Genomic DNA, 24,076 nt, shown 5'->3' with positions numbered 1-24,076 from the left:
CCTATCGCAGCGCGGCAGGGAACCGCAGGGCACAGTACAGAACCGCCGCGCAGAACAGGGCGGAGCATACGGCCGCGGCGGCGTCCAGCCCGGACATGTGAAGCTGCTTCATCTTTGTGCGCCCCTCCCCGCCGTGGTAGCAGCGGCACTCCATCGCCATCGCGAGGTCGTAGGCCCTGCGAAAGGAAGAAACGAACAGCGGAATCAGAATCGGAATCAGCGATTTGATTCGCTGCATGAATCCGCCTCTTTCCAGGTCCGCTCCCCTGGCTTTCTGCGCGTTCATAATCTTGTCGGTCTCCTCCAGCAGCGTCGGCACAAACCGCAGCGCAATGGTCATCATCATGGCGATCTCGTGCACCTTGACATGCAAAACCTTAAGCGGTTTCATCAGCCGCTCCAGCGCATCGGTCAGCTGGGTCGGGGAGGTTGTGAACGTCAGCACCGAGCTGAATAAAATCAGGCTGAATATCCGCACGGCGACGAAAACGGCGTTGCTGATCCCCCCGTTTGTGATCCGCATGGTAAACCCCGGAAAATGCTGGCTCCAAACGGTGTCTCCGCCCCCGTAGAAAAGGTTCAGCACAAAGGTGAACGCCACAATAAAGATGACGGCCTTCAGGCTTTTCAAGTACTGGCTCAGCGGGACCCCCGATAGCAGGAGGACCAAAAGCATCATCGCCAGCATCAGGGCAAGACCCTGAAAATTCGTTGCGACAAAGATAAACACAATAAAAGCAAGGGTCAGCAGAATTTTCATCCGCGGATCCAGCCGGTGAATCAGCGAGTTTCCGGGAAAATACTGTCCCAGAGTAATATCCCTAACCACGGAAGGCGCCCCCTTTCTCCAGCAGCGGCAGCAGCTGCTCGACCGCCTGATCGACGGTCAGGGAGGCTTCGACCGGATAGCCGTGCTCCCGCAAAGTCAGTAGAATCTTGGTGACTTCCGGCACGCGCAGGCCCAGCGACTCCAGTTCCCTGCCCCGTGCAAAGATCTTTTCGGTCCGGTCCAGCATGACGGCCTTCCCGCCGTTCATCACCAGCACGCGGTCCGCCACGCGGGCAATATCCTCCATGCTGTGAGACACCAGAATCACCGTGTTGTTCCGATCGCGGTGGTACGCGCTGATCTGTGTCAGCAGCATGTCCCTTCCGCGCGGATCCAGCCCGGCCGTAGGCTCGTCAAGGATCAGTACATCGGGATCCATCGCGATTACCCCCGCAATCGCCGCGCGCCGCTTCTCTCCGCCGGAAAGCTCAAACGGGCTTTTCCCCAGCAGCTCGTCCGGCAGGCCGACAAACCGCGCCGCTTCTCTGGCGCGCTCCGCCGCCTCGGCCTGCGGCAGGCCCATGTTCTGCGGACCGAAGCAAATGTCTTTCAGGACGGTTTCCTCAAAAAGCTGATGCTCGGGATACTGAAAAACCATTCCGACCTGAAAGCGGACGGAACGGATCTTTTTCGGTTCGGCCCAGATGTCTTTTCCGTTAAGAAGCACCCGGCCGGAGGTCGGCCGTAAAAGCCCGTTGAACTGCTGAATCAGTGTGGATTTGCCGGAACCGGTATGTCCGATCAGACCGAGAAACTCCCCCTGTTCAATCGAGATGCTGACGTGATCGACGGCGGTTTTACAAAACGGGGTCCCCTCGCCGTAAAGAAAAGTAAGTTCGTTCGTTTCTATGACAGGCATTTGCTTCTCCTATCTCTCTGTCCGGTTCATCTGAGGTTCCAGGGCCGCGACGCATTCCTCTATGGTCAGCACGCCGTCCGGCAGCGGAATTCCCGCGGCCTTCAGGCGGTAAATCAGCTCTGTGGCCTGGGGAACATCAAGCTGATGCGCTTTGAGCAGTTCCACCTGGGAAAAAACCTCCCTTGGAGTTCCCTGCGTCAGGATTCTGCCGTCATCCATCACGATCACGCGGTCCGCGCCGACCGCTTCATCCATATAGTGGGTAATCAGCACGACGGTGATTCCCTTTTCGCGGTTCAGCCGGTGAATGGTTTCCAGCACCTCGTCCCGGCCGCGCGGGTCCAGCATGGCCGTCGGCTCGTCCAGCACAATACAATCCGGCTGCATGGCGATAATCCCCGCGATGGCGATGCGCTGCTTCTGTCCGCCGGAAAGCTTGTACGGCGCATGTAGCCGGTAATCGTACATTTCGACCGCTTTGAGCGCTTCGTCCACCCGTTTGCGGATTTCCGGCGGCGCAACACCCAGGTTTTCCGGGCCGAAAGCCACGTCTTCCTCCACAATGCTGGCGACAAGCTGGTTGTCCGGATTCTGCAGAACCAGCCCGACCCGCCGGCGAATTTCTATCTTCAGGTCTTCATCGAGCGTATCGAGACCGTCCACATAGACTTTTCCTCCGCTTGGCAGCAGCATGGCGTTGAACTGCTTCGCCATGGTGGATTTCCCGGAGCCGTTGTGCCCCAGCAAGGCGACAAACTCACCCTTTCGGATTCCAAGCGACACGCCGTGAAGTACTTCGACCGTTTCTTCTTCTTCCTGAGCCTCATAGGAAAACGTAACGTTTTCCGCATTCATGTAATCCTTCATGTATCCTGTTCCGTCCTTTAATGATCCCATCATCACCCGCGCCTGGAAATCCGGCCCAGTTTTTCCCTGTATTCCTCTTTCGTAATCAACCCCCCGTCGTACAGACTTTTCCACTGCTCCGCGCTGCGCGCTGCGCCGTCCGGCGGAGGGGAGGCTGCGGGCCGGGTCCTTTCCGGTTCCGCCGTCCGCCGGGGGCGGGAAGAACCGGAAACGCTTCTCTGTTCCGGGAACCGCCCCGCCGGCCCGGCGAGTTTGTCACCCGGCCGATTTCCAAATCTTTTAAACAACCAATAGGCTCCATAAGCGATTACGGCAATTGCAAGCAGGTAAAGCAGACTGATCGAGAAGTCGGAACGCCCCGAATCCTGAACCAGCTTGACCACTGCGGCCAGCAGGACTAAAGCCGCGCCGGCGCCGCTTTTTCCTTTCTTTTTTTCCACCTGAGTCACCCCTTCTCCGCTTTATTCCGCCTGCCAGACCGCCGTTCCGCCGCATGGCAGAACCAGTCCGCTCTGCGTGACGGGAAGGCCGATTTCGCCGGAGGAAAGCTTTCCTCCGAATCTCTTTGCAACCAGGACCCCAAGCAGATATTCCATCACCGCCGGGGACAGTCCCGCCGTATAAGAATTGACCAGAAAAAACAGCGGATTCCGGGAAAGCAGAGGAACGCACTCACTGATGAGCGTGTAAATCTGTTCTTCCAGCTTCCAGACCTCCCCACCCGGCCCGCGGCCGTAGGAAGGCGGGTCCATAATAATGCCGTCGTAATTGTTTCCCCGCCGCTGCTCCCGGAGGACAAATTTCCTGCAGTCGTCCACGAGCCACCTCACGGGCCGGTCCGAAAGGCCGGATTCGGCCGCGTTCTCTCTGGCCCAGGCAACCATGCCTTTCGACGCGTCGACATGGCAAACCTCCGCGCCGGCCTTCAGGCAGGCCAGTGTCGCCGCGCCCGTGTAGCCGAACAGGTTCAGCACCCGCACGGGGCGGTTCGCTTTTTGAATCAGCCCCATGACAAGATCCCAGTTGACCGCCTGTTCCGGAAAAATCCCGGTGTGCTTAAAGCCCATCGTTTTCAAGCGAAACTTCAGGTTCCCATACCGCACGCTCCAGACGGGCGGCACGCTGCCCAGCTCCTGCCAGCTGCCGCCGCCGGTGGAAGAGCGCCGGTAACGGGCGTCGGCCTTTTCCCACAGGGGATTCTTCTTCGGCGTATCCCACAGAATCTGCGGGTCGGGCCGGATCAGAATCACTTTTCCCCAACGCTCCAGCCGTTCCCCGGCGGAAGTGTCGATCAGCTCGTAGTCCTTCCAGTTTGAAATTCTCAATTCGTCTTCCTTGCCTTCCTTGCTGTCCTGCTTCCCTCAGGCGAGCCGATCTCTGATTACGCCCGCAACAACATTCGCGGCCTCTGCGATTTCCGTTTCGTCTTCCCCCTCGACCATCACGCGCAGCAAAGGTTCCGTACCGGACGGGCGAACCACGACGCGGCCCCGGTTCCCCAGTTGTTTCTTCGCGCCATCAACCGCTTCTTTGACCTGCGGATCGGTGTAAAAACGCAGCTTTCCGTCCGGTTTGACATCCACGTTGACCAGCACCTGCGGATACCGCGTCATCAGCGTCGCAAGGCTGGAAAGCTTCGCTTCCCTTCGTTTCAAAATGCTGAGCAGCTGAGCGGCCGTCAGCTGGCCGTCTCCCGTGGTTGCAAAATCGTGAAAGATGATATGCCCGCTCTGTTCGCCGCCGAAATTGTAGCCCTCCAGCAGCATTTCCTCGAGCACATAGCGGTCGCCGACCTTTGTCGATTCAAACTTGATGCCGTCGTCCTCGCAGAACCGGTTAAAGCCCATGTTCGTCATAATGGTGCCTACGACGGTGTTCTTCTCCAGTTTTCCGCGCGACTTTAAATCGGCCGCGCAGATCGCCATGAGGAAATCCCCGTCCACCAGGCGGCCGTTTTCATCCACGGCAAGGCAGCGGTCCGCGTCCCCATCAAACGCCACGCCCGCGTCCATGTCATTTTCACCGACAAAGCGCATCAGGTTTTCCATATGCGTGGAGCCGCACGCGTCGTTGACATTGATCCCGTTCGGATGGTCCGAAAGCATGTGGCATTCGGCCCCAAGCTCGGAAAACAGCAGCTCCGCCGTGCGGCTGGCGGAACCGTTTGCACAGTCGACGGCAATTTTCATGCCGGTCAGCGCGAACGGAACGGTGCTTTTAATATGGTCCACATAGTCGCGCACGGTATTCGGGGCTTCCGACACGCTGCCCACCGCGCCGCCGACCGGGCACGCGGGTTCCTGCGCGTGATCCAGAACGATCGCCTCGATCTGTTCCTCCAGCGCGTCGGGCAGCTTGTAGCCATCCCCGCTGAAAATCTTGATTCCGTTGAATTCGCAGGGGTTATGGGAGGCCGTCAGCATTACGCCGGCGTCCGCCTTGTATTTACCGACCAGAAACGCCACCGCCGGGGTTGGAACAACGCCCAGCCGCACAACGTTTGCGCCCACGCTGCACAGGCCCGCCGTGATGGCCGCCTCCAGCATATCGGACGACAGCCGCGTATCTTTTCCGATCAATATTTTCGGGTGGCGGTGGGAGCTGTCCGTCAGCACCGTGGCGGCGGCTCTTCCTATGTTCATGGCAAGCTCGCAGGTCAGCTCGCTGTTCGCGACCCCGCGCACGCCATCCGTTCCAAATAATCTTCCCATAAGTACCACTACACTCCTACCTAATTATTTTGGGATATGCCAAATGTATTTTCCAAAACGCCCGGAAGCACCTCATAAATCACTTTATGTATTCGGGCTTCAAACAGATCTTTCCTCTTAAAATATTCTTTCCATTTCTTCATGGTTTTGGGCCCCACCCCGTTCCGTAAGGCGACATCCGCCAGCCGTTTTTCAAGCAGGAATCTAAAACAGCTTCTGCTGGCCGGAATCACCGATTCCGGAAAATTCCAGCCCCAAATGCTCATAGGCCGCCGCGGTCGCGCAGCGTCCGCGCGGCGTGCGATTCAAAAAACCGATCTGCATCAGATACGGCTCATAGATATCTTCAATCGTCACGGCTTCCTCCCCGATGGCCGCCGCGAGGGTTTCCAGCCCCACCGGGCCGCCCTTGTAAAACTGAATCAGCGCCCGGAGCATCCGCCTGTCGTTCGCGTCCAGGCCGATCGAATCGATTTCCAGCCGGTCCAGCCCGATCCGGGCGGATTCCCGCGTAATGGTTCCCCCCGTAATCACCTGAGCGAAATCGCGCACCCGCTTTAACAGCCGGTTCGCGATGCGGGGCGTCCCGCGCGACCGCGAGGCGATTTCCAGCGCGCCGTCCGCCTCGATCGGGATTTCCAGAATTCTGGCGCTCCGGGTGACAATCCGCGCAAGCTCCTGCGCCGTGTACAGTTCCAGCCGAAGAACAACGCCGAACCGGTCGCGCAGCGGGGCGCTGAGCTGCCCGGCGCGGGTCGTCGCGCCGACCAGCGTGAATTTCGGCAGCGGAAGGTGGTAGGACGCCGCCATCTGTCCTTTTCCCGTAATAATATCCAGCGCGAAATCCTCCATCGCCGGATAAAGAATCTCCTCCACGCTGCGGGAAAGCCGGTGGACTTCGTCGATGAACAGAACGTCGCCCGGATTCAGGTTCGTCAGGATCGCCGCGAGATCCCCCGGTTTTTCAATCGCCGGGCCGGACGTAATGCGCAGATTGACGCCGAGTTCATTGGCCACAATTCCGGCCAGCGTCGTTTTTCCAAGGCCGGGCGGGCCGTAAAGGAGAACATGGTCAAGGCTCTCCTTTCTCTGTTTCGCGGCTTCAATAAACACAGAGAGATTTTCCTTGACCTTTTCCTGACCGATATATTCCCCCAGCGTTCTGGGGCGCAGGGGATTTTCGACCTCCGCGTCCTCCGGCGCGTAGTCCGGTGCGACGACCCGGTTTTCAAAATCGTATTCGTTTCCGTTATTCTGCTCGTTATCCATCTGTTCCATTCTTCAGCCCCTTCCATCGGCCTCCCCGTCAGCCGCCCAGCTTTCCGGTGTCGATCGTGCGCAGCGAGCGACGGATCAGCTCCTCCACCGGCAGGGCGCTGTCAAACTGCGCGACCAGAGCGGCCGCGTCCGACGGCGAGTACCCCAGCACGGAAAGCGCCTCGACCGCCGCGGCGGCATGGGAGGAAGCCGATATAACGCCCGCTGCCGGTACCGCCGCGCTTGCGGGCGCGCCGAGATCGCGGACACGGTCCCTGAGCTCCAGGCAGATGCGCTGCGCCAGCTTTGGCCCGACGCCGCTCGCGCGGGTCAGCGTTTTGCTGTCGCCTGTGGCAACAGCCGCCGCGACCTGCTCCGGCGTCAGCTCCGACAGAATGGCAAGGCCGACCTTCGGCCCCACTCCGGAGACGCCCGTCAGCATTTTATAACAGCTCAGCTCCGTCTGGGTTGAAAAGCCAAACAGATCAAGCGCGTCCTCCCGTACATTCAGCACGGTGAACAGCTTCGCCTGTTCGCCGATCTGCGGCAGAGTCCGCTGTGTATTCATCGAAGTAAAGCATTTAAACCCCACACCTCCGCATTCAATCACGGCAAGTCCCGGCTCCATATGGCACAGGGTTCCTTTCACACTGTAAATCATGGTTCCTCCGTTATCATCGGTTCCCGCTCCGAAGCTGGAGCCTTTCCGAAAGCATCGCCCGTTTCGTCACCGATCCGGCTGCCTGGCCGTGGCAGACCGCCATTGCGAGCGCGTCCGCGGTATCGTCCGGTTTCGGCACCTCTTTCAGGCACAGAAGGCGGCGGGTCATTTCCATCACCTGCGGTTTTTTCGCCTGCCCGTACCCGGTGACCGACAGTTTGACCTGAAGCGGGGTATATTCAAAGACGCGCGCGCCGGACTGCTGTGCCGCCAGGAGAATTACTCCCCTCGCTTCCGCAACACCGATCGCCGTTTTCTGGTTGTTCTGAAAATACAGCTTTTCGATCGACACCGCCTCCGGCTTCCATTTTGCCATCACGGCGCGCAGACCGTTATAAATCGCTTCCAGCCGCAGACAGAAATCTTCGCCGGCACGGGTTTCGATGGAGCCGTGCTCCAGCGGAATAAATTTTCCGCCCTGCGACCGAATCAGGCCGTACCCCACAATCGCATAGCCGGGGTCGATCCCCAGAATAATCATCGCGCCGCTCCTTCCCGGAAAATATTCGTTTTATTATATCACAAATGCGGTGCCTAGGGAATACCGCGGGTTGAATTTGAACCGATGTACTTCTTTCCTTTTAAAAACGTCCTTTTGCGCGTATAATAGATGAAAAAGGACGGTGCGCGCCATGCTTGAAAAAATCGATTTGAAAAAAAATATTACAAAAGAAGAGTTCAAGTCCGCCTCCAAAAAGCTGCGGGAGCAGCTCTCCTCTCTTCAGCAGCAAGTGCTGAAACAAAAACTGCCCGTCATCATTCTCTTCGAAGGATGGGGCGCTTCCGGGAAAGGCGAACTGATCTCCGACCTGATCCTCAACCTTGATCCGCGCTGGTGCAAGGTTCACTCCGTCACGCGCCCGACGGAATTGGAACGGCGCAAGCCCGTGCTGTGGCGGTACTGGAATTTCGTACCGAAAGCCGGAAATTTTTCCGTTTTGGACCGCAGCTGGTATCTGGACGTTACCACCGCGCGGCTGGAAGAAGACGTGAGCGCCAAGGAACTGACCCGCCGCCTGAACAGCATCAACACGTTTGAGCGCGAGCTGACCGACGCGGGCTACCTCATCATAAAATTCTTCGTTCACATCAGCAAAAAAGAGCAGAAAGAGCGCTTTGAAAAGCTGGCGAAAGACCGCAATACACAGTGGCGCGTGACAGAGCAGGACTGGAAGCGGAACCGGCAGTACGAAAAATACTGCGAATCGTTTGAGGAAGCAATCGGCTACACAAACACCACCGCGGCGCCTTGGCATCTGATTTCCGGAACCGACCGCAGGGCCGCCGCTCTGGACGTAATCAGCGCGGTCATCGCACGGGTCACGGAAGCTTTAAACCAAGAGCATCAGGCCCGGCTGCCGGCACAGGAGCTCATTCAGCCCGGAGCCTACCCCTTTCTGCCGATGCCCAAGCTTTCCGAAGTTCCGCTTAACCGGACCATGGACCGGGACGAATACCAGAAAAAGCTGGAAGAGGAACAGAAACAGCTGCGGGAGCTGCACAGCGAGCTGTACCTGAAAAAGATCCCCGTCATTCTCGCGTTTGAGGGCTGGGATGCCGCCGGCAAGGGCGGCACCATCCGCCGCGTTGCCAAAGCGCTGGACCCGCGCGGCTATCAGGTGGTTCCAATCGCCTCGCCGACCCCGGACGAAAAAGCCCGGCAGTACCTGTGGCGTTTTTGGAAAAACCTTCCCCGCGACGGGCATATCGCCATCTTTGACCGAACATGGTACGGCCGCGTTCTGGTGGAGCGCGTGGAAAACTTCTGCACGGAAGCAGAGTGGAGCCGTGCCTACCGCGAAATCAACGAATTTGAGCGGGAGCTTGCGGACTGGGGCGCCGTGATTCTGAAATTCTGGCTTCAAATTGATCAGGAAGAGCAGCTTCGCCGCTTTCAGTCCCGGCAGAACAACCCGGAAAAAAGCTGGAAAATCACCGATGAGGACTGGCGCAACCGAAGCAAATGGGATCAATACGAAGCCTGTGTGAACGACATGCTGAAATACACTTCCACCCGGTACGCGCCTTGGCATATCATCGAATCACAGGACAAAAAATTCGGGCGGATTCAAACCCTTGAGCTGATTACCGACGCGATTCTTGACAAATGCGGAGAAAAGCATCCCCACGGGAAAAAAGAGGATTGATTTTCCCGCGGAAAAAACGTATGATCAAAGAAATATCAGGAGGTGTTTCGAAATGATTGGAATCATCGGCGCAATGGACGTTGAGGTACAGGATCTGATCGGCCTGATGCCGGAACGGGTTTCGGAAACCGTCAGCGGAATCATTTACCACAGGGGGGCCGTTGAGGGAATCGAATGCGTGGTCGCCCGCTGCGGGATTGGAAAAGTCGCCGCCGCAGTCTGTGCCCAAACCATGATTCTGCGTTACCATCCGGCGGCGCTGCTGAACGTCGGGGTAGCCGGCGGAACCGGCGCGGGGGTAAAAATCGGCGACATTGTCATTTCCAGCTCACTGGTCCAGCACGATATGGATACGAGCGCTCTCGGGGATGAAAAAGGATTTTTAAGCGGACCGAATATCATTCATATCCCCGCTTCCCGCCGTCTGGCGGATCAGGCTGTCGCCGCTTCGAAATCCGTGTATCAACCGGAAAAAATACATACGGGCGTCATCGCCACGGGCGATCAGTTCATCGGCGATTCCGAACGGCTCGGCCGAATCGCGGATGAATTCGGCGCCTCCGCGTGTGAGATGGAGGGCGGAAGCATCGCGCAGGTCTGTTACCTGAACGGAACCGAATTTGTTGTCATCAGGGCGATTTCGGATAACGCGAACGAACAGGCCGCGGTCGATTTCACGGAATTCGCCGGCCGCTCCGCGCGTGAACTGACCGAGCTGGTCAAAAACCTTCTTCCCCGGATTTAAGGGGGGATTGCAATGGAATTGATCGACGTTACCAGAGAGCTGTTTTCCTCGCAGCCCTATCCGGGCGACCCGGTGCCGCGCCGGGATATCGTCCGCCGCATGGACCTCGGCGACGCCTGCAACCTTTCCGGATTTTACGCCTGCTGCCACAGCGCAACCCATCTGGACGCGCCGCTTCATTTCATCCCGGACGGGGATTCCGTTGATCAAATAGATCTTTCCCTCTGCATCGGTCCCTGCACGGTCATTGCCGCCGAGGGAATTCTGACCGGCGCGGACATTGACCGTCTCGCGCCGCCGCAGGGCGGCAGACTGCTGCTGAAAGGCGGCGGAGAGGCGTATTTAACGCAAAGCGCGGCGTTCGCGCTCGCGCAGTCCGGCATTGTTCTGATCGGAACGGACGCGCAGAGCATCGGCGCGCCGAACGATGAAGAAGCCCCCCACAAAGAGCTGTTGGGCGCCGGTATTCCGATTCTGGAAGGGCTGAATCTTACCCTTGCGGAACCGGGCGGCTACCGGCTCATCGCGTTCCCGCTTCTGATGTCGGGAGCGGAGGCTTCCCCCGTGCGCGCCGTTTTGATCCGGGACTGAGGTCTACCGGTAAAACCGGTAGACCGCGACGACCTTTCCCAGAATCTGCGCGTCCCGGGAATAGATCGGTTCAAACGCCGGGTTTTCCGGCTGCAGCCTGACGCGGTCCTTTTCGCGGAACAGGCGCTTGACCGTCGCTTCGTCCCCGATCAGCGCAACGACGATTTCCCCGTCGAGCGCCGAGCCGGTTTTCTGCGCGACAACGATGTCGCCGCTTAAAATTCCGGCGTTCTTCATGCTTTCCCCCTTGACGTTCAGCGCGAAGTATTCCTCGTCTCCGACGCGTCTTGCGGGCGAAAACGGAAGATATCCCTCGATTTCCTCCACTGCGAGAATCGGATTGCCCGCAGCCACCTGCCCCAGAATCGGAACCTGGACCGTGGTCTGCTCCCCGGCCAGGTGAATGGCGCGGTTCAGACCGCGGTCGCGTGTGATCAGCCCCTTTTCCTCCAGCGCCCTTAAATGCGCGTGAACACTGGAAGTGGATTTCAGCCCTGTGGCGCGGCAGATTTCCCGAACGGTCGGCGGCAGTCCGTTTTCCATTCTGCCTTTTAAGTAATCGTAGACTTTTTGTTGGCTTTTTGTCAGCACCCCGAATCACCTTCCCTGATTGATAGCATTATTATACCATAACAGTCGGAAAATGAAAACAAATGTTTGCAATAATTCCAGGTGAAAAACTCATCCCAAAAAGAGGCAAAAATCAGAGGGCAGCCGGTTTCGGCTGCCCTCTGAGCATTTATTCCACGGTGATGACTGATACGGGACAGCCTTCCTGCGCTTCGACCGCTTTCTCCTGCGCATCTTTCGGAACGTCTTCCTGATAAACCTCGGCTACCCCGTCGTCCCCCATGCGGAAAACTTCAGGACAGGTCTGCGGGCAAAGCCCGCAGGAGATACAACCGCTTCTGTCAAGACTGGCTTTCATAACATACTCCTTTTCAATTTATTTTTGTGATATTAAGCTACCGCGGGAATACGACGACAAGAAGCATCTTAAAACGGCTCTCCGAGGCAACGGCATGCGGAATCCCCGCGGGCATTATTATGGTTTTCCCCGAATCGAGATGTATTTTCTTCTCTCCGATCGTAATCAGCGCCGTCCCCTCCAGAATCATGACCATTGCATCCCCGCCGGAGCTGTGTGAGCTGATCTCTTCATTTTGGTCAAACGCGAACAGCGTAATGCTCACCGCCTGATTCTGCGCGAGGGTCCGGCTGACGACCTGACCGTCCTGATACTCAACAAGTTTGGTCAGATCCAGTTCTTTTTCAAAATCTATATTCTTTAAATAGTGACTGTTCATGATTTCTTCCTCCGTTACAACACCATTATCCCCAGTTCGCCGGAATCAATTCGTTCCTTTCCTAGAGCGATACAGCCGCTCCCTTCTCCCTCGTACAGCCCCCGTGAATTCTTTTGGAAAAAATTCATAAGGTATTCACAACTCATTCACAACTTTTTTGTGCATGGACGATATAATAAAAGCGTAATCAGGGAGTTGGAGCCGCACCGCTCTTTGATTCATGTTCTACCCTCCTCAATATACCCCTCAAGCTAATGAAATCGGACCCGGTCGGAAACGACCGGGTCCCTTTCCTTTTGAAAATAATCCTCAAAAAAAATATTGCCTCCGCCTGCCTTTTCCGTATAGCGAACCGTTTATGTGGTCAAAATACTTGCGGAGGTGGCAGAATGAATTTACACATACAAAAAAATGGCGGAAAAGGATCTTCAAAAGGTTTTTATATTGCGCTTGGGGTCTGCCTGATTGCCGTTGGAGTGGCAGCCTGGACGACTTATGACAGCGTGGTGAACTACGCGGCGCCTGATGACAAATCGCAGAGCGAAACCGTTCAAAGCACGGCGCCCGCCAACAATACGGTCAGCGGGGTGTACGCGGAACCGGAATCCTCTTCCCGGACCGAAGCGTCGTCTTCCAAGGCTTCATCCAGTTCCGAGACCGTTGCGTCCAAACCCGAGTCTAAACCGGAAGCGTCTGTTTCAAAGCCGGTGAAGGCAGCTGCAGCCGAGGTGACGCGCTACTCCTATCCCGTTGGAAAAACGGTCGTTCAAAAATTCAGCACGGACCCGGTCTACTGCAAAACCACTCTTGACTGGCGCGCGCATACCGGAATCGACCTGAGCGCCAAACAGGGTGAAACTGTCAAGGCGATTGCGAACGGGACGGTTACCAAAGCCTATCAGGATGACAAATACGGAAACACGGTCATTATTACGCACGGCAACGTTGAAGCCTGGTACTGCGGTCTGGACCAGATGAAAGTGAAAGCCGGAGACACCGTTGAATCCGGGCAGGAAATCGGAACGGTCGGCAAGGTTCCGATTGAGCAGGAGGAAGAATCCCATCTGCACTTTGTCACCAAGGTAAACGGAGAATATGTCGATCCCCTCACTCTGCTGAAGTAATGGCAAACCGGCATCCACACGGATGCCGGCATTTTTTTGCAAATGATTTGAATCGAAAGTCAATTTATGCTATAATGTGCGTGTAAGTGAATTCAAACAAAAATCACCATAAAATTTGTTCACAATATGTTCAAATTTTATGCAGAATCTGTTCTCATAAACAGTAACAATTCTGATATAATGGTATTGTGAATGCTGCTAAATAAGGAGGCAGAAATTTGAAAAAAGGCAAGGCAACCGTCCTTGTTTGCGTAACCGGCCAGCGCGACTGCGACCGTTTGATCCGCGCGGGAAAAAAAATCTCCGACAGTCGGTTCATCCCTCTGCAGGTGCTGTGTGTTCAGCCGACTTCTTCCGGGTTTGACGCGGACTGTGAAGAGCTGGAGTACCTTCGCCAAACCGCAAAGAATGCGGATGCCGAAATGTCCGTCTATTTTCATGACGATGCGCCGCTGATGGCTGTCGGATATGCGAAAAGTGTTCATGCGACACACATCGTTACCGGGATGGCGGAAGCACCTGTAAACGGATTTGTGGAAATCATACATAAACTGTTGCCGAAGATCCCGATTTCCATGGTTGCAAAGGATGGAACGGTTTATAACATTTGCCCCGTCGCGAAAAATGACCGCAAAGCAAAAAAACTGATTCTTCAGAATTAACGGAGTATTAATAAATGGAATCGCCGCGCCCAGGACAAGAGCGCGGCGGTTTTTTTCGCATTTTTTTGCAAAAACAGTGTTTCTTCCATCGGCCCGTTCATATAGATAAAGAAAAGCCAAAATGCTCAAAAAGGTGGAATCGGAATGGTAATTTACAGGGTAAGGCCGGGGGATAACATCTATCGATTATCCCGGCTCTACGGCATACCCGAGCAGCAGATTATGGAAGACAATCAGATCCGCGACCCGCAGCAGCTTGTGGTCGGTCAGGCTCTGGTTCTGATGACGGACAGTGTAAAGCACACGGTCGGATCCGGCCAGTCACTCTATTCCATCGCCGCGTTGTACGGAATTTCGGTCGATCAGCTGCTGGAAGCCAATCCGCAGATCACAGACCCCTCGCGTATTCAGGCCGGTCAGGTTCTGACCATTCCGGTCACCTCGCAAAAGCTCGGGTCCATATTGGTCAACGGTTACGTTTATCCGTCTGTGAACCGGAACACGCTCAACCGCACGCTGCCCTATCTCAGCTTTGTCAGCATCTTCAGCTATATGGCGGGGGCCGACGGCGCTCTTGCTCCGATTGAGGACGAAGCGGTGATCACGGCGGCCCGTGCGCAGAACACCGCCCCGCTGATGGTCGTCACCAACATGCGCCCCGAAGGGGGGTTCAGCAGCGAAGTTGCCAATGCGGTCCTGTCCGGCCAGCAGGTTCAGGATACTCTTCTGGAAAACATCACCGCGACGATGAAACAGAAAAACTATTATGGATTAAATATCGACTTTGAGTATATCTATCCGCGGGACCGAGAAAACTACAACAATTTCCTCCGCAAAGTAGTGGCTAGAATGCATTCGCTCGGCTACATTGTCACGACCTCTCTCGCCCCGAAAACCAGCGCCGGCCAACAGGGGCTTCTTTATGAGGCGCACGACTACCCCGCCCACGGGGAAGCGGTGGATTATGTCATCCTGATGACTTACGAATGGGGATATACGTATGGACCGGCCAGGCCGGTCGCGCCTCTGAATCTTGTGGAGGAAGTCATCCGCTACGCCGTGACCGTCATTCCTCCGAATAAAATCCTGATGGGCATCCCAAATTACGGTTACGACTGGACTTTGCCCTTTGTCCGCGGCTCGTCAGCCCGTTCGCTGACAAATCCCGGCGCGGTAGAGCTCGCCGCGCAGGTCGGCGCGCGTATCCTCTTTGACGAGGAGGCCCAGTCGCCTCATTTCGACTATTTTTCTTCGGACGGCAAAAAACACACCGTTTGGTTCGAGGACGCGAGAAGCATCCGCGCGAAACTGGAGCTTGCGCACCGGTACGGTTTGGCTGGTGTCAGCTATTGGACCGCCAACAGCTATTTTTCCCAAAACTGGCTGGTACTGTCTTCTCTGTTTGACGTCAAAAAGGTTCTGTAACAGTTCGATCCGCCCGGCCGATGCCGGGCGGATCGAACTGTTTTCACTTTTTCTTGCCGCACCGCAGCGCGTCTAAAAATTTTTTAGACAAAACGTCGTATTCATTATTTCGCAGAATATACTCCCGGCCGCGCTCCCCCATCTTTTCAAGATCCTCTTTGGAACAGGAGGCCAACTTCTCCGCGGCCTCTGCAATGGCCGCGCTGTCTTCCGGCGGGATTGAAATACCGCATCCGGCTTCGGCGACCATGTCGTTCGGCGCGTCGATTGCAAAGATGACCGGCTTCCCCGCCATCATATAATCCATCAGCTTATTCGGGCTTACGCCGAACCGGAACAGCGGCTGGCGCTGCAGTCCGATATAAAGCGCGTCCATCTGGCTTAAAAGCTCCGGAATCTGGCCGCGCCCGACCGGCGGCAGGAACGTAACCACGTCCTCCAGATTTTTATCCTTCGCTTTCTGAATCAAGCGTTCCCGCTCCGGGCCTGGCCCCACCGGGAGAAGCCTGATTTTTTTGCCGTGCAGACGTTCCCCCGCTTCCACAAAACTGTCAAGCGCGTTCGCGATTCCGTGAGCGCCGGCGTAACCGATCAAAAATTCTCCCTGTTCATGGAATTTGGAAAGCTGTTCGCTGTAAACCGGCGGATTCCCAAACGGCTTTTCCCAGTCCGCTTTCTCAATGCCGTTCGGAACATAGACAAACTTTTCAGGAGCCATCCCATGCTCCACCATGTGTTCCTTCGCGTTCGGAAGCAACGAGACAACACGATCGCTGTGCCGGTAGCAAAAGTTCTCCGCCGCCTGCATCACCCGGATATAGGGATGCTTCGGGCTGATGCCGCCGAGTTCGATCGGGCTGAGCGGCCAGAGATCGTGCACCTCATAAATTAATGACGCTCCGTATTTTTTAGCAATATGATACGCAGGGTATATATCAAGTGGATAAGTGGAAGAGGCGATCACCGCATCCGGCGCGCCCGTTTTGGCAATTTCTGAGCCGTAGCGGTATAGTCCACTGAGAAACGAAAGCATATTTTTAATTCGGCCCATCCCGTTTCCGTGATATTCCGGGCCGGAAATCCAAAAATAGCGAATTCCATCGAGCGTCTGCTCCTCAAACTTTTTCGCCATCAGATCCGGATTCTTCGTGCGCAGATGAGAATAGGAGCTGGCAGCAATGGTAACGGTATGCCCCGCCTGTACCCAGCGTTTTGCCATAAACCACGGGCGGAACTCCATTCCGTGCAGGCGGGAACCGGCATAGTGATTGATGTAAAGGATATTCACTTCACGTTCTCCCCCATTTGCAACAGTGCAGCCGCAATCTTGCCGGAGGCGTTTCCGTCGCCGAACGGCATTTGGGAACGCGCGGCGGGGTCGACTTTCGTGTTGACCGCCTTGTCGTAAATTTCGTCGGTTTCCAGGGCGGACAGTACATTCCAGTTGCCGGCAAGCGTCTCCACCCACTCGGTTTCGCTGCGCAAGGTGACGCAGGGAATTTCGAGAAACCAGGCTTCCTTTTGAAGTCCGCCGGAATCGGTTAAAACCTGGCAGGCATTTGAAGTCAGCAAAAGCATTTCGAGGTAGCCGACCGGGTCGATCAGCTGGATATTCCGGAATCCGCACTGCGCGATCGCGCTCTCCGCCAGGCTGCGGGTGCGCGGATGAATCGGGATGACAACCTTCTGCGGAAGGCGTTCAAACGCGCGGAAAATGCGTTCGACCGCCGGAAGTCCGCCGTCCGTGGTTTCCGCGCGGTGCAGCGTAGCCAGACGGTATTGCTTCGGCTGAATGCCGAGCTTTTGAAAAATTGCCGTTTTCTCCGGATTTTCACCCGCGAGTTTGGAAAAGTGAAGAACGGAATCCAGCATGACGTCGCCGCTGTTTTGCACGCCCGCCGTGATCCCTTCGTTTTTCAGGTTTTGCACGGCGGTCTGCGTCGGGCAAAACAGCAAATCGGAGATATGATCCGTTAAAACACGGTTGAGCTCTTCGGGCATCCGGCGGTTAAAGGAACGCAGGCCCGCTTCCACGTGCAGGACGGGAATGTGCAGCTTTGCCGCGGCCAGCGCGCCCGCCAGGGTGGAGTTGGTATCCCCGTAAACCAGCAGAGCATCCGGCGTTTCCTTCTGCAGCACCTCTTCGATTTTGATCAGCATTTCGCCGGTCTGCTTTCCGTGCGTGCCGCTTCCGACGCCGAGATGATAGGCCGGCTTCGGAATCTTCAGTTCTTCAAAAAAGACGTCGGACATATTGCGGTCGTAGTGCTGCCCGGTATGCACGATCACCTCGTCGCAGACATGGGCAAGGGCCATTGACACAACCGAGGCTTTGATAAACTGCGGCCTCGCGCCGACTACGGTTATCAGTTTCATGATCGGCTCCCCTTAATTGACGCGGACGTCTTCATGCGTCATGTCGAGCGTGGAAAATTCAAGGTCATCAAATTTGACTGGCAGGCCTGTTTTCTGCGATTTGTAAGCTGCCAGAATAATTTTCATTCCCTTGATGCCCTCCGCTCCGCTGACAAGCGGTTCGGTGTGGCTGTCAATCGCTTCAATATAGTTTTGATAAAGCGCGTTATGGCCGCTTCCGTAAACATCCTTCGGGTCGGTTCCCGCCAGTTTTTCCACTTCGGAATCCTGCGCGGCGGGAGAAGAAAAATTCCAGGTCTGGATGCGGTTGACCGCGAGGCCGCCGATCACGGCGGCGCCGGTCTCGCCGAATACGGAAAGCGTCTCTTCCAGATTCTTCGGATAGACGCAGGCGGTTCCTTCCACAATGCCGACCGCGCCGTTTTTAAAGCGGATCAGAATTGCGCCGAAATCCTCCGCCTGAATGTCACGCAGATAATTCCCGGTCATCGCCATAATGGTATCCGGTTCGCCACCCAGGTTCCACTGAAGCAGGTCGATGCCGTGAATGCACTGATTCATCAGGGTGCCGCCGTCCTGCGCCCAGGTTCCGCGCCACGGCGCCTGCTCATAATAAGGCATCGAGCGGTTCCACAGAATCCGCGCCGTTCCACTGACGAGCTTGCCGAATCGGCCGTCGTTCAGCGCCCTGTGCAGTTCCTGAACAGGAGCGTTAAAACGGTTCTGGTGACAGACACCGACCGTCACCCCATGCGCCTTCGCTTCGCTGAGCATTTGCTCAGCGTCTTTTGTGGAAAGAGCCATCGGTTTTTCCACCAGCACGTTCTTGCCCGCGCGGATGCAGTCAAGCGCGATCTCCGCGTGATAACCGCTTTCGGTCGCAACGGAGCAGCAGTCGATTTCCAGTTCGGCTAAAGCTTTCTGGTAATCCCCATATACTTTGGGGCGATATCCCGCCGCGTTTCTGCAGTCGTCCGCCTTCTGCTCCGCCTTTTCGGTCATCGGGTCGCAGACGGCGACAAGCTCCATGATGTCCCGGTTGGCCGCCGCCGCGGCAATATGATTTTTGGAGATTCGGCCGCAGCCGATCAGCATAAAACGGTATTTTTTCATGATTCATCCACCTGTTCTTTTCATTGATATCCTGTGTTACTTCAGTCACCGGTCCGGCAAAAACAGGCTTCGCCAGCGGGGCCCCCGTACCGTCCCGCCCGGCGCGGCTGATTTTTTTCGCATTCCGGCCGGCGGGCCGAAGCAGGCTCTGCCTGCCCGAAAAATCCCCCGCTTTCGCCGGAAAACGGGGGGGATTGGAGTTACAGCAGTTCGATGTTTGAGCGGTCCTCAATGTCCTTCATCGCGTTGCGGGTATCGAACACTTCTTTGGAAAGCGCCTGAATCTTTTGATAGTCAAAACACGAGTGGGCCGTGCACAGAAGCACCAAGTCTGCTCCGCGAAGCATATCGTCCGTCAATTCTTTCGCACCGTCGTGCACTTTCCCCTTGTGGCGGTACTGCGGTATATACGGGTCGAAAAATGTTACGTCGGCCCCTTTCGCAATCAGAAGGTCAATCACGTTGAGCGCCGGGCTCTCACGGTAATCGTCGATGTCGGATTTATAGGCAACGCCCAGAACCAGCACCTTCGCGCCGTTCATCGCCTTTTCGTCGCGGTTCAGAACTTCCATTGCGCGCTGAACCACATATTCCGGCATGCCCGTGTTGATTTCGCCGGAGGTTTCAATCAGCCGGGTGTGATAATCGAACTCGCGGGCTTTCCAGGTCAGGTAAAACGGATCGAGCGGGATACAGTGCCCGCCAAGGCCGGGGCCCGGATAAAACGCCTGAAAACCGTAGGGCTTTGTCTTCGCGGCTTCAATCACTTCCCAGACGTTGATTCCCATGCGGTGACAGATAATTGCCATTTCGTTGACCAGACCGATGTTGATGTTGCGGTAGGTGTTTTCCAGCAGCTTTTCCATTTCTGCGACCGCCGGGCAGGAAACTTCATAAACGCCGCCGGCAAGAACGCTGCGGTACAGCGCGGCCGCGACCGTTGTGGAATCGGAGCCTACACCGCCGACCACTTTCGGCGTATTTTTTGTCTTATACTGCTTGTTGCCGGGATCGACTCGTTCGGGCGAAAACGCAAGGTAGAAATCCTCGCCGCAGGTGAGCCCGTTTTCTTCAAAAATCGGCTTTAAAAGCTCTTCCGTTGTTCCCGGATATGTGGTGGACTCCAGAATGACCACCATGCCGCTGTGCGCAAATTTCGCGACGGATTCGGCGGACCCCTTTACATAGCTGATATCCGGCTGCTGATATTTATCGAGCGGGGTCGGCACGCAGATCGCGACGGCGTCCACTCCCTGAATGAACGAAAAGTCGGAGGTCGCGGAAAGCCTGCCGTTTTCCACCATCTCTTTCAGCGTATCTCCTACAATATCGCCGATATAATTATGCCCGGCGTTCACGGATTCCACCTTTTTAGCCTGAACGTCGAAGCCTATCGTCCGGTAACCCGCTTTTGCAAATTCCACAGCAAGCGGCAGCCCGACGTAACCGAGGCCGACAATGCCGACTACGGCCGTTTTCTTTTCTATTTTATCCAGCAGTCCCATTTTTAAATTCGACATTTTACTTTCCTCGCTTCAGCATTTAAAGATTTTTGAGCGCCGTGCAAACCATGGCAATCTCTTCCTCCGTGATATATCCGTGCATCGGCAGGCTGAAAACCGTATCGCAGAGATGTTCCGCGTTCGGCAGATCGCCCGGCCGGTACCCCAGCGGCTCGTACACCTTTTGCAGATGGAGCGGCTTTGGATAGTAGACCATCGCCGGGATTCCCGCCGCTTTCAGGCTGTCGAGAATTTTCGTTCTTTCTTTCAGGTTTTCCGCCTTCAGCGTATAATATCCAAAACCGGAAGAGAATCCCTCTTTGACAACGGGAACGCGGAACCGGTCGCCAAGGAGTTCGGCGTATCGGGCCGCCGCGCGTCTGCGGTGTGCGTTTTCCTCGTCGAACGCGTGCAGCTTCGGCAAAAGAATCGCGGCCTGAAGGGTGTCGAGTCTGGCATTCAGCCCCAGGCGCACGTTCTCATATTTAAAGCTTCCCTTTCCGTGCACGCGCAGGGATAAAAGAAGCCGGTAGTCCTGTTCGTCGTCTGTAAAGATCGCTCCGCCGTCTCCGTAGCAGCCCAGGGCCTTCGCGGGGAAGAAGCTGGTTCCCGCGTATTTTCCAAACGAACAGGCCTTTTTTTCACCGATTGCGCCGCCAAAGCCCTGCGCGGCGTCTTCCATCAGGTTCAGGCCGTACCGGTCGCAGATTTTCTGAAGCGCAGGAAAATCCGCCGGCTGTCCGAACAAGTCGACCGCAATGACAGCTTTCGGCTTCAGCTTTCCGGCGGCAAGCGTTTTTTCGATCTGAGTTTCCAGCGATTCGGGGCTCAGATTAAACGTATCCGGGTCGGAATCGCAGAACACGGGAGTTGCGCCGCACAGACTGACAACCTCCGCCGTTGCAAAAAAGGTAAACGCCGGAACAAACACCGCGTCGCCGGAACCGATTTTTTCCGCCATCAGCGGCATCAAAAGGGCATCCGTGCCGCTGCCGACCGAAACGCAGTATTTCCTGCCGACATAGGCGGCAAGCTCCTGTTCCAGCTGCTCCACCTGCGGGCCGGAAATGAAATGGGAGCTTTCAATGACTCCGGCAATCCCGGCATCGATCTCTTCCTTTAACTGGCGATACTGAGCGCCAAGGTCGTTAAACGCAAGCTTCTGCATTATTTTTGTACCTCCTTCAGGCCGTTTTCGCCCTGCACATATTTTCTGCCGCATTTGGGGCACACAAGCTCTTCGTTCAGCTTTTCGCCGCACTCGCAGGCCCATCCGCTCCGGCGGGCAGGACATCCCATCATGATCGCGTGGTCCGGCACGTCCTTTGTCACGACGCTTCCCGCGGCAATAAAAGAATTTCTGCCGATCCGGTGCCCGCAGACAATCGTCGCGTTCGCTCCGATGCTGGCGCCGTCCCCCACGGGGGTTTTCGCGTAAAACTGCGCTCCCCGCTGCGGATAGCGGCAGCGCGGCCGCTGCACGTTGGTAAACACCATGGACGGCCCGCAGAAAACGTAATCTCCAAGCTCCACGCCCTCATATACGGACACGTTGTTCTGGATTTTGCAGTTGTCTCCGATTTTGACGCCCGGGGCGACAAACACATTTTGACCGATCGTACATCCGCTGCCGACAGAACAGCCCGCGCTGATGTGGCAGAAATGCCAGATTTTTGTCCCCTCTCCGATTTCGGCCCCCTCATCCACACAAGCACTCGGGTGAGCGAAATAGTTGTCAGATTCTTTCACAGAAAAGCCACCGTTTCTATTATTAAATACAGCCGGGAATTTTCTCTTTCTTCCCCGCCAAAACCTGTTTTCGGTTCGTTTGTTGCGTCCGGCGGGGCGTGTCGGCGGCGGCATGCCGCCTTAACCCGTATATTATAGCCCCAAGCGGCCCCGTAGTCAATCACCGCAGACCGGGAATCTGTTTTTGATTGACTTTATCGGTTAATGGTACTATATTTATTTATATCTTTTGAGTTTCCCGGCATGATAAACCAATTTCCGAGAAAAAATAACAGGGAAAATGAAAGGACACAGTATGAAGAATTTTCAAAAACGAGAAACATTTATCCCATATAACCTTCCCGATCTGACCGAAGCGGAAATCAGGGAAGTGGAAGAAACCCTCAAATCCCTGTGGGTTGCAAAAGGCCCGCGCACCGTAAAGTTCGAGCAGGAATTCGCCGGCTATCTGGGCGCAAAGCACGCGATCGCCATGAATTCCTGCACGGCGGCGCTCCACGTGGCGCTGCTTTCCGCGGGAATCGGACCGGGCGACGAAGTCATTACGACTCCGATGACGTTCGCATCCACCGCGAACACCATTATCCACTGCGGCGCAACGCCGGTTTTCGCGGATATTGATTACAGCACCGGCTGCATCGACCCGGACGAAATTGAAAAGAAAGTAACGAAAAAGACGAAAGCCGTCGTGCCGGTCCATTACAGCGGACAGGTGTGCGACCTGGACCGCATTTATGAGATTGCGGATAAATACGGCCTGTTCGTTTCGGAGGACGCCGCGCACGCGTTTGAAAGCCGCTACAAGGGCCGGCTGATCGGAAACGGCTTGAAAGGAGCTGCTTCCTACAGCTTCTACGCGACGAAGAACCTGACGACCGGCGAGGGCGGCATGCTCGTGACGGATGACGACGAAATCGACGCGAAAGCGCGCATCTGGGCCGGGCAGGGCATGAGCCGCAACGCCTGGAACCGTTACGCGAAAGGCGGCACGTGGCAGTACGACATCTGCGAGCCCGGATTCAAATACAATATGTTTGATATTCAGGCCGCGCTTGGCCTGATTCAGCTTTCCCGCATTCAGGAAATGCAGGCGAAGCGCATCGCGATCGCGGAAAAATACCAACGTGAATTTTCAAAAATCGACGCGGTGGAGCCGCCGCTTGTCCCGGATTATGCAACGCACTCCTGGCATCTGTATGTCCTGCGGATCGTTCCGGACAAGCTCACCATTGACCGGGACCGCTTCATTGTCGAGCTGAACGAACGCAACGTGGGCACCAGCGTCCATTTTATCCCAGTTACCAACATGAGTGCCTACACCGGGCGGTTTGGGTTCCAAAAGGGAGATTTTCCGAATACCGAAAAGCACTTCGAACGCATCATTTCACTGCCGCTGTACCCGACGCTCTCAGACGAGCAGTCCGATTACGTGGTTGAAGCCGTTCGCAATATTGTGGAGACTTATCATAAATAGGAAATCGGAGCGGGAAACCGCTCCGATTTTTAATACGGAGGCGTCACATGAAAAACACGGCTTTGCTTGTGGTGGATGTTCAGAATGGGCTGATGGATGAAGGCCCTTATCAGGGAGAACAGGTTTTGAAAAACATAGAAGCTCTCATTCCCGTTTGCAGAGAGAATGACGTGGAGGTTATCTACATTCGGCACGACGGCGGAAAAGGCAGCGAGTTGGAACCGGGTACGGGAGGATTTGAAATCTGCGCGCGGATTTCTCCCCAAAGTGATGAAAAGATCTTTACAAAAACATATAACAGCGCATTCCTCAAGACAGGTTTAAAGGATTATCTGACCCAAAAAGGAATCCGGGAGATCATTCTTGTGGGGATGCAGACCGAATACTGCATTGATTCCACCTGCAAGACGGCGTTTGAACTCGGATTCCGTGTTTTGATTCCGGAAGGAACCTTCACCACCTTTGACAACGGACCGATGCGCGCCGCCGAGCTGTGCGAATTTTATTCCGGCCGGATTTGGGACCGACGTTTTGCATCCGTTATTCCTTTCAAAGATCTGGCAAAATTGATCTCAGCCTGAGCTTTTCTTCCCGGCAGACCAAGCCTGGATTACATA

26 protein-coding genes are annotated in these 24,076 nt (G+C 55.8%); 8 read left to right on the top strand and 18 right to left on the bottom strand.

From position 1 onward, the window contains the following. Position 1: 1 nt before the first annotated feature. From HCR03_RS17425 to ruvC, 9 genes are all read right to left on the bottom strand, one after another. A complete protein-coding gene (locus tag HCR03_RS17425) occupies positions 2–829 on the bottom strand; it encodes an energy-coupling factor transporter transmembrane component T family protein (RefSeq protein ID WP_187035633.1) in 828 nt (275 codons plus the stop codon). Continuing rightward, positions 822–1,688, bottom strand: a complete 867-nt coding sequence (locus HCR03_RS17420) for an energy-coupling factor transporter ATPase (protein WP_187035630.1) — start codon at positions 1,686–1,688, stop codon at positions 822–824. The genes HCR03_RS17425 and HCR03_RS17420 overlap by 8 nt, the downstream gene beginning before the upstream one ends. 9 nt (positions 1,689–1,697) lie before the next feature. Next, positions 1,698–2,588: an energy-coupling factor transporter ATPase gene (locus tag HCR03_RS17415; RefSeq protein WP_228725010.1), complete on the bottom strand. Its 891-nt coding sequence runs from the start codon at positions 2,586–2,588 to the stop codon at positions 1,698–1,700. Beyond that, positions 2,588–2,995: a hypothetical protein gene (locus HCR03_RS17410; protein ID WP_187035628.1), complete on the bottom strand. Its 408-nt coding sequence runs from the start codon at positions 2,993–2,995 to the stop codon at positions 2,588–2,590. The genes HCR03_RS17415 and HCR03_RS17410 overlap by 1 nt, the downstream gene beginning before the upstream one ends. Before the next feature lie 21 nt (positions 2,996–3,016). Beyond that, positions 3,017–3,880, bottom strand: a complete 864-nt coding sequence (locus HCR03_RS17405; protein ID WP_066646439.1) for a class I SAM-dependent methyltransferase — start codon at positions 3,878–3,880, stop codon at positions 3,017–3,019. A 36-nt stretch (positions 3,881–3,916) separates the two neighbouring features. Beyond that, positions 3,917–5,266 carry a phosphoglucosamine mutase gene (gene glmM, locus HCR03_RS17400; protein ID WP_066646442.1) on the bottom strand — a complete coding sequence of 450 codons (1,350 nt, stop codon included), beginning with the start codon at positions 5,264–5,266 and terminating at the stop codon, positions 3,917–3,919. Between the two features lie 204 nt (positions 5,267–5,470). After that, entirely contained in the window at positions 5,471–6,544 is a 1,074-nt protein-coding gene (gene ruvB, locus HCR03_RS17395) for a Holliday junction branch migration DNA helicase RuvB (protein WP_228725009.1), read from the bottom strand. Between the two features lie 28 nt (positions 6,545–6,572). Then, complete coding sequence (gene ruvA / locus HCR03_RS17390) at positions 6,573–7,184, bottom strand: Holliday junction branch migration protein RuvA (RefSeq protein ID WP_066646448.1); 612 nt, start codon at positions 7,182–7,184, stop codon at positions 6,573–6,575. A 13-nt stretch (positions 7,185–7,197) separates the two neighbouring features. Next, entirely contained in the window at positions 7,198–7,725 is a 528-nt protein-coding gene (ruvC, locus tag HCR03_RS17385; RefSeq protein ID WP_066646452.1) for a crossover junction endodeoxyribonuclease RuvC, read from the bottom strand. Between the two features lie 151 nt (positions 7,726–7,876). Between ruvC and pap the strand changes: the two genes are divergently transcribed. Genes pap through HCR03_RS17370 form a run of 3 tightly spaced genes read left to right on the top strand, consistent with a single transcriptional unit; the run spans position 7,877 to position 10,727 of the window. Continuing rightward, positions 7,877–9,391, top strand: a complete 1,515-nt coding sequence (gene pap / locus HCR03_RS17380) for a polyphosphate:AMP phosphotransferase (RefSeq protein WP_066646456.1) — start codon at positions 7,877–7,879, stop codon at positions 9,389–9,391. Between the two features lie 52 nt (positions 9,392–9,443). Further along, positions 9,444–10,136, top strand: coding sequence for a 5'-methylthioadenosine/adenosylhomocysteine nucleosidase (locus HCR03_RS17375; protein WP_066646458.1), 693 nt, complete (start codon positions 9,444–9,446; stop codon positions 10,134–10,136). Positions 10,137–10,148: 12 nt separating this feature from the next. Then, positions 10,149–10,727, top strand: a complete 579-nt coding sequence (locus HCR03_RS17370; RefSeq protein ID WP_156990019.1) for a cyclase family protein — start codon at positions 10,149–10,151, stop codon at positions 10,725–10,727. Positions 10,728–10,730: 3 nt separating this feature from the next. Here the strand turns inward: HCR03_RS17370 and lexA are convergent, their stop codons facing one another. From lexA to HCR03_RS17355, 3 genes are all read right to left on the bottom strand, one after another. Then, complete coding sequence (gene lexA / locus HCR03_RS17365; protein WP_066646488.1) at positions 10,731–11,270, bottom strand: transcriptional repressor LexA; 540 nt, start codon at positions 11,268–11,270, stop codon at positions 10,731–10,733. A gap of 196 nt (positions 11,271–11,466) precedes the next feature. After that, the gene (locus tag HCR03_RS17360; RefSeq protein ID WP_066646463.1) at positions 11,467–11,655 is read right to left on the bottom strand and encodes a ferredoxin; all 189 of its coding nucleotides are present in this window, start codon (positions 11,653–11,655) and stop codon (positions 11,467–11,469) included. Between the two features lie 37 nt (positions 11,656–11,692). Further along, entirely contained in the window at positions 11,693–12,034 is a 342-nt protein-coding gene (locus tag HCR03_RS17355) for a cupin domain-containing protein (protein ID WP_156990020.1), read from the bottom strand. A gap of 389 nt (positions 12,035–12,423) precedes the next feature. Between HCR03_RS17355 and HCR03_RS17350 the strand changes: the two genes are divergently transcribed. From HCR03_RS17350 to HCR03_RS17340, 3 genes are all read left to right on the top strand, one after another. After that, the gene (locus tag HCR03_RS17350) at positions 12,424–13,158 is read left to right on the top strand and encodes a M23 family metallopeptidase (RefSeq protein WP_066646475.1); all 735 of its coding nucleotides are present in this window, start codon (positions 12,424–12,426) and stop codon (positions 13,156–13,158) included. Between the two features lie 218 nt (positions 13,159–13,376). Continuing rightward, positions 13,377–13,820 (top strand): adenine nucleotide alpha hydrolase family protein, encoded by a 444-nt coding sequence (locus HCR03_RS17345; protein WP_066645298.1) that lies wholly within the window; start codon positions 13,377–13,379, stop codon positions 13,818–13,820. 144 nt (positions 13,821–13,964) lie between these two features. Next, on the top strand, positions 13,965–15,245 hold the full coding sequence (locus HCR03_RS17340) for a LysM peptidoglycan-binding domain-containing protein (RefSeq protein WP_066645297.1): 1,281 nt from the start codon (positions 13,965–13,967) through the stop codon (positions 15,243–15,245). A 43-nt stretch (positions 15,246–15,288) separates the two neighbouring features. Here HCR03_RS17340 and HCR03_RS17335 read toward each other — a convergent pair whose 3' ends face one another. From HCR03_RS17335 to HCR03_RS17310, 6 genes are all read right to left on the bottom strand, one after another. After that, entirely contained in the window at positions 15,289–16,533 is a 1,245-nt protein-coding gene (locus HCR03_RS17335; protein ID WP_066645296.1) for a glycosyltransferase family 4 protein, read from the bottom strand. After that, the gene (gene wecB / locus HCR03_RS17330; protein ID WP_066645295.1) at positions 16,530–17,621 is read right to left on the bottom strand and encodes a non-hydrolyzing UDP-N-acetylglucosamine 2-epimerase; all 1,092 of its coding nucleotides are present in this window, start codon (positions 17,619–17,621) and stop codon (positions 16,530–16,532) included. Before wecB ends, HCR03_RS17335 begins: the two co-directional genes overlap by 4 nt. A gap of 12 nt (positions 17,622–17,633) precedes the next feature. Next, a complete protein-coding gene (locus tag HCR03_RS17325) occupies positions 17,634–18,734 on the bottom strand; it encodes a Gfo/Idh/MocA family protein (RefSeq protein WP_187035626.1) in 1,101 nt (366 codons plus the stop codon). 200 nt (positions 18,735–18,934) lie between these two features. Then, positions 18,935–20,254 (bottom strand): nucleotide sugar dehydrogenase, encoded by a 1,320-nt coding sequence (locus tag HCR03_RS17320; RefSeq protein WP_156990021.1) that lies wholly within the window; start codon positions 20,252–20,254, stop codon positions 18,935–18,937. A 22-nt stretch (positions 20,255–20,276) separates the two neighbouring features. Beyond that, positions 20,277–21,404: a DegT/DnrJ/EryC1/StrS family aminotransferase gene (locus HCR03_RS17315; RefSeq protein ID WP_187035624.1), complete on the bottom strand. Its 1,128-nt coding sequence runs from the start codon at positions 21,402–21,404 to the stop codon at positions 20,277–20,279. Further along, on the bottom strand, positions 21,404–21,985 hold the full coding sequence (locus HCR03_RS17310; protein ID WP_228725007.1) for an acyltransferase: 582 nt from the start codon (positions 21,983–21,985) through the stop codon (positions 21,404–21,406). The genes HCR03_RS17315 and HCR03_RS17310 overlap by 1 nt, the downstream gene beginning before the upstream one ends. Before the next feature lie 295 nt (positions 21,986–22,280). Here HCR03_RS17310 and HCR03_RS17305 point away from each other — a divergent pair, with 295 nt between their 5' ends. Together HCR03_RS17305 and HCR03_RS17300 are read left to right on the top strand one after the other, a co-directional pair. Then, positions 22,281–23,459: a DegT/DnrJ/EryC1/StrS family aminotransferase gene (locus tag HCR03_RS17305; RefSeq protein ID WP_066645286.1), complete on the top strand. Its 1,179-nt coding sequence runs from the start codon at positions 22,281–22,283 to the stop codon at positions 23,457–23,459. Between the two features lie 47 nt (positions 23,460–23,506). Then, positions 23,507–24,040, top strand: a complete 534-nt coding sequence (locus tag HCR03_RS17300; protein ID WP_187035620.1) for a cysteine hydrolase family protein — start codon at positions 23,507–23,509, stop codon at positions 24,038–24,040. Positions 24,041–24,076: the final 36 nt, after the last annotated feature.

The sequence above is a fragment of the Caproicibacter fermentans genome (assembly GCF_014303955.1).
Taxonomy (GTDB): domain Bacteria; phylum Bacillota; class Clostridia; order Oscillospirales; family Acutalibacteraceae; genus Caproicibacter; species Caproicibacter fermentans.
Note: the sequence above shows the minus strand (reverse complement) of the source record. Positions and strands in the feature narration are given on the sequence as shown.

Excerpts from the sequence above, each read along its gene's own strand:
- HCR03_RS17360 (WP_066646463.1), bottom strand. The coding sequence starts at position 11,655 with ATGAAAGCCAGTCTTGACAGAAGCGGTTGTATCTCCTGCGGGCTTTGC.
- HCR03_RS17375 (WP_066646458.1), top strand. The coding sequence starts at position 9,444 with ATGATTGGAATCATCGGCGCAATGGACGTTGAGGTACAGGATCTGATC.
- HCR03_RS17340 (WP_066645297.1), top strand. The coding sequence starts at position 13,965 with ATGGTAATTTACAGGGTAAGGCCGGGGGATAACATCTATCGATTATCC.
- glmM (WP_066646442.1), bottom strand. The coding sequence starts at position 5,266 with ATGGGAAGATTATTTGGAACGGATGGCGTGCGCGGGGTCGCGAACAGC.
- ruvB (WP_228725009.1), bottom strand. The coding sequence starts at position 6,544 with ATGGAACAGATGGATAACGAGCAGAATAACGGAAACGAATACGATTTT.
- HCR03_RS17370 (WP_156990019.1), top strand. The coding sequence starts at position 10,149 with ATGGAATTGATCGACGTTACCAGAGAGCTGTTTTCCTCGCAGCCCTAT.
- HCR03_RS17355 (WP_156990020.1), bottom strand. The coding sequence starts at position 12,034 with ATGAACAGTCACTATTTAAAGAATATAGATTTTGAAAAAGAACTGGAT.
- wecB (WP_066645295.1), bottom strand. The coding sequence starts at position 17,621 with ATGAAACTGATAACCGTAGTCGGCGCGAGGCCGCAGTTTATCAAAGCC.
- HCR03_RS17320 (WP_156990021.1), bottom strand. The coding sequence starts at position 20,254 with ATGTCGAATTTAAAAATGGGACTGCTGGATAAAATAGAAAAGAAAACG.
- HCR03_RS17315 (WP_187035624.1), bottom strand. The coding sequence starts at position 21,404 with ATGCAGAAGCTTGCGTTTAACGACCTTGGCGCTCAGTATCGCCAGTTA.
- lexA (WP_066646488.1), bottom strand. The coding sequence starts at position 11,270 with ATGGAAAACGGACTGCCGCCGACCGTTCGGGAAATCTGCCGCGCCACA.
- HCR03_RS17325 (WP_187035626.1), bottom strand. The coding sequence starts at position 18,734 with ATGAAAAAATACCGTTTTATGCTGATCGGCTGCGGCCGAATCTCCAAA.
- pap (WP_066646456.1), top strand. The coding sequence starts at position 7,877 with ATGCTTGAAAAAATCGATTTGAAAAAAAATATTACAAAAGAAGAGTTC.
- HCR03_RS17350 (WP_066646475.1), top strand. The coding sequence starts at position 12,424 with ATGAATTTACACATACAAAAAAATGGCGGAAAAGGATCTTCAAAAGGT.
- HCR03_RS17300 (WP_187035620.1), top strand. The coding sequence starts at position 23,507 with ATGAAAAACACGGCTTTGCTTGTGGTGGATGTTCAGAATGGGCTGATG.
- ruvC (WP_066646452.1), bottom strand. The coding sequence starts at position 7,725 with ATGATTATTCTGGGGATCGACCCCGGCTATGCGATTGTGGGGTACGGC.
- HCR03_RS17420 (WP_187035630.1), bottom strand. The coding sequence starts at position 1,688 with ATGCCTGTCATAGAAACGAACGAACTTACTTTTCTTTACGGCGAGGGG.
- HCR03_RS17415 (WP_228725010.1), bottom strand. The coding sequence starts at position 2,588 with ATGATGGGATCATTAAAGGACGGAACAGGATACATGAAGGATTACATG.
- HCR03_RS17305 (WP_066645286.1), top strand. The coding sequence starts at position 22,281 with ATGAAGAATTTTCAAAAACGAGAAACATTTATCCCATATAACCTTCCC.
- ruvA (WP_066646448.1), bottom strand. The coding sequence starts at position 7,184 with ATGATTTACAGTGTGAAAGGAACCCTGTGCCATATGGAGCCGGGACTT.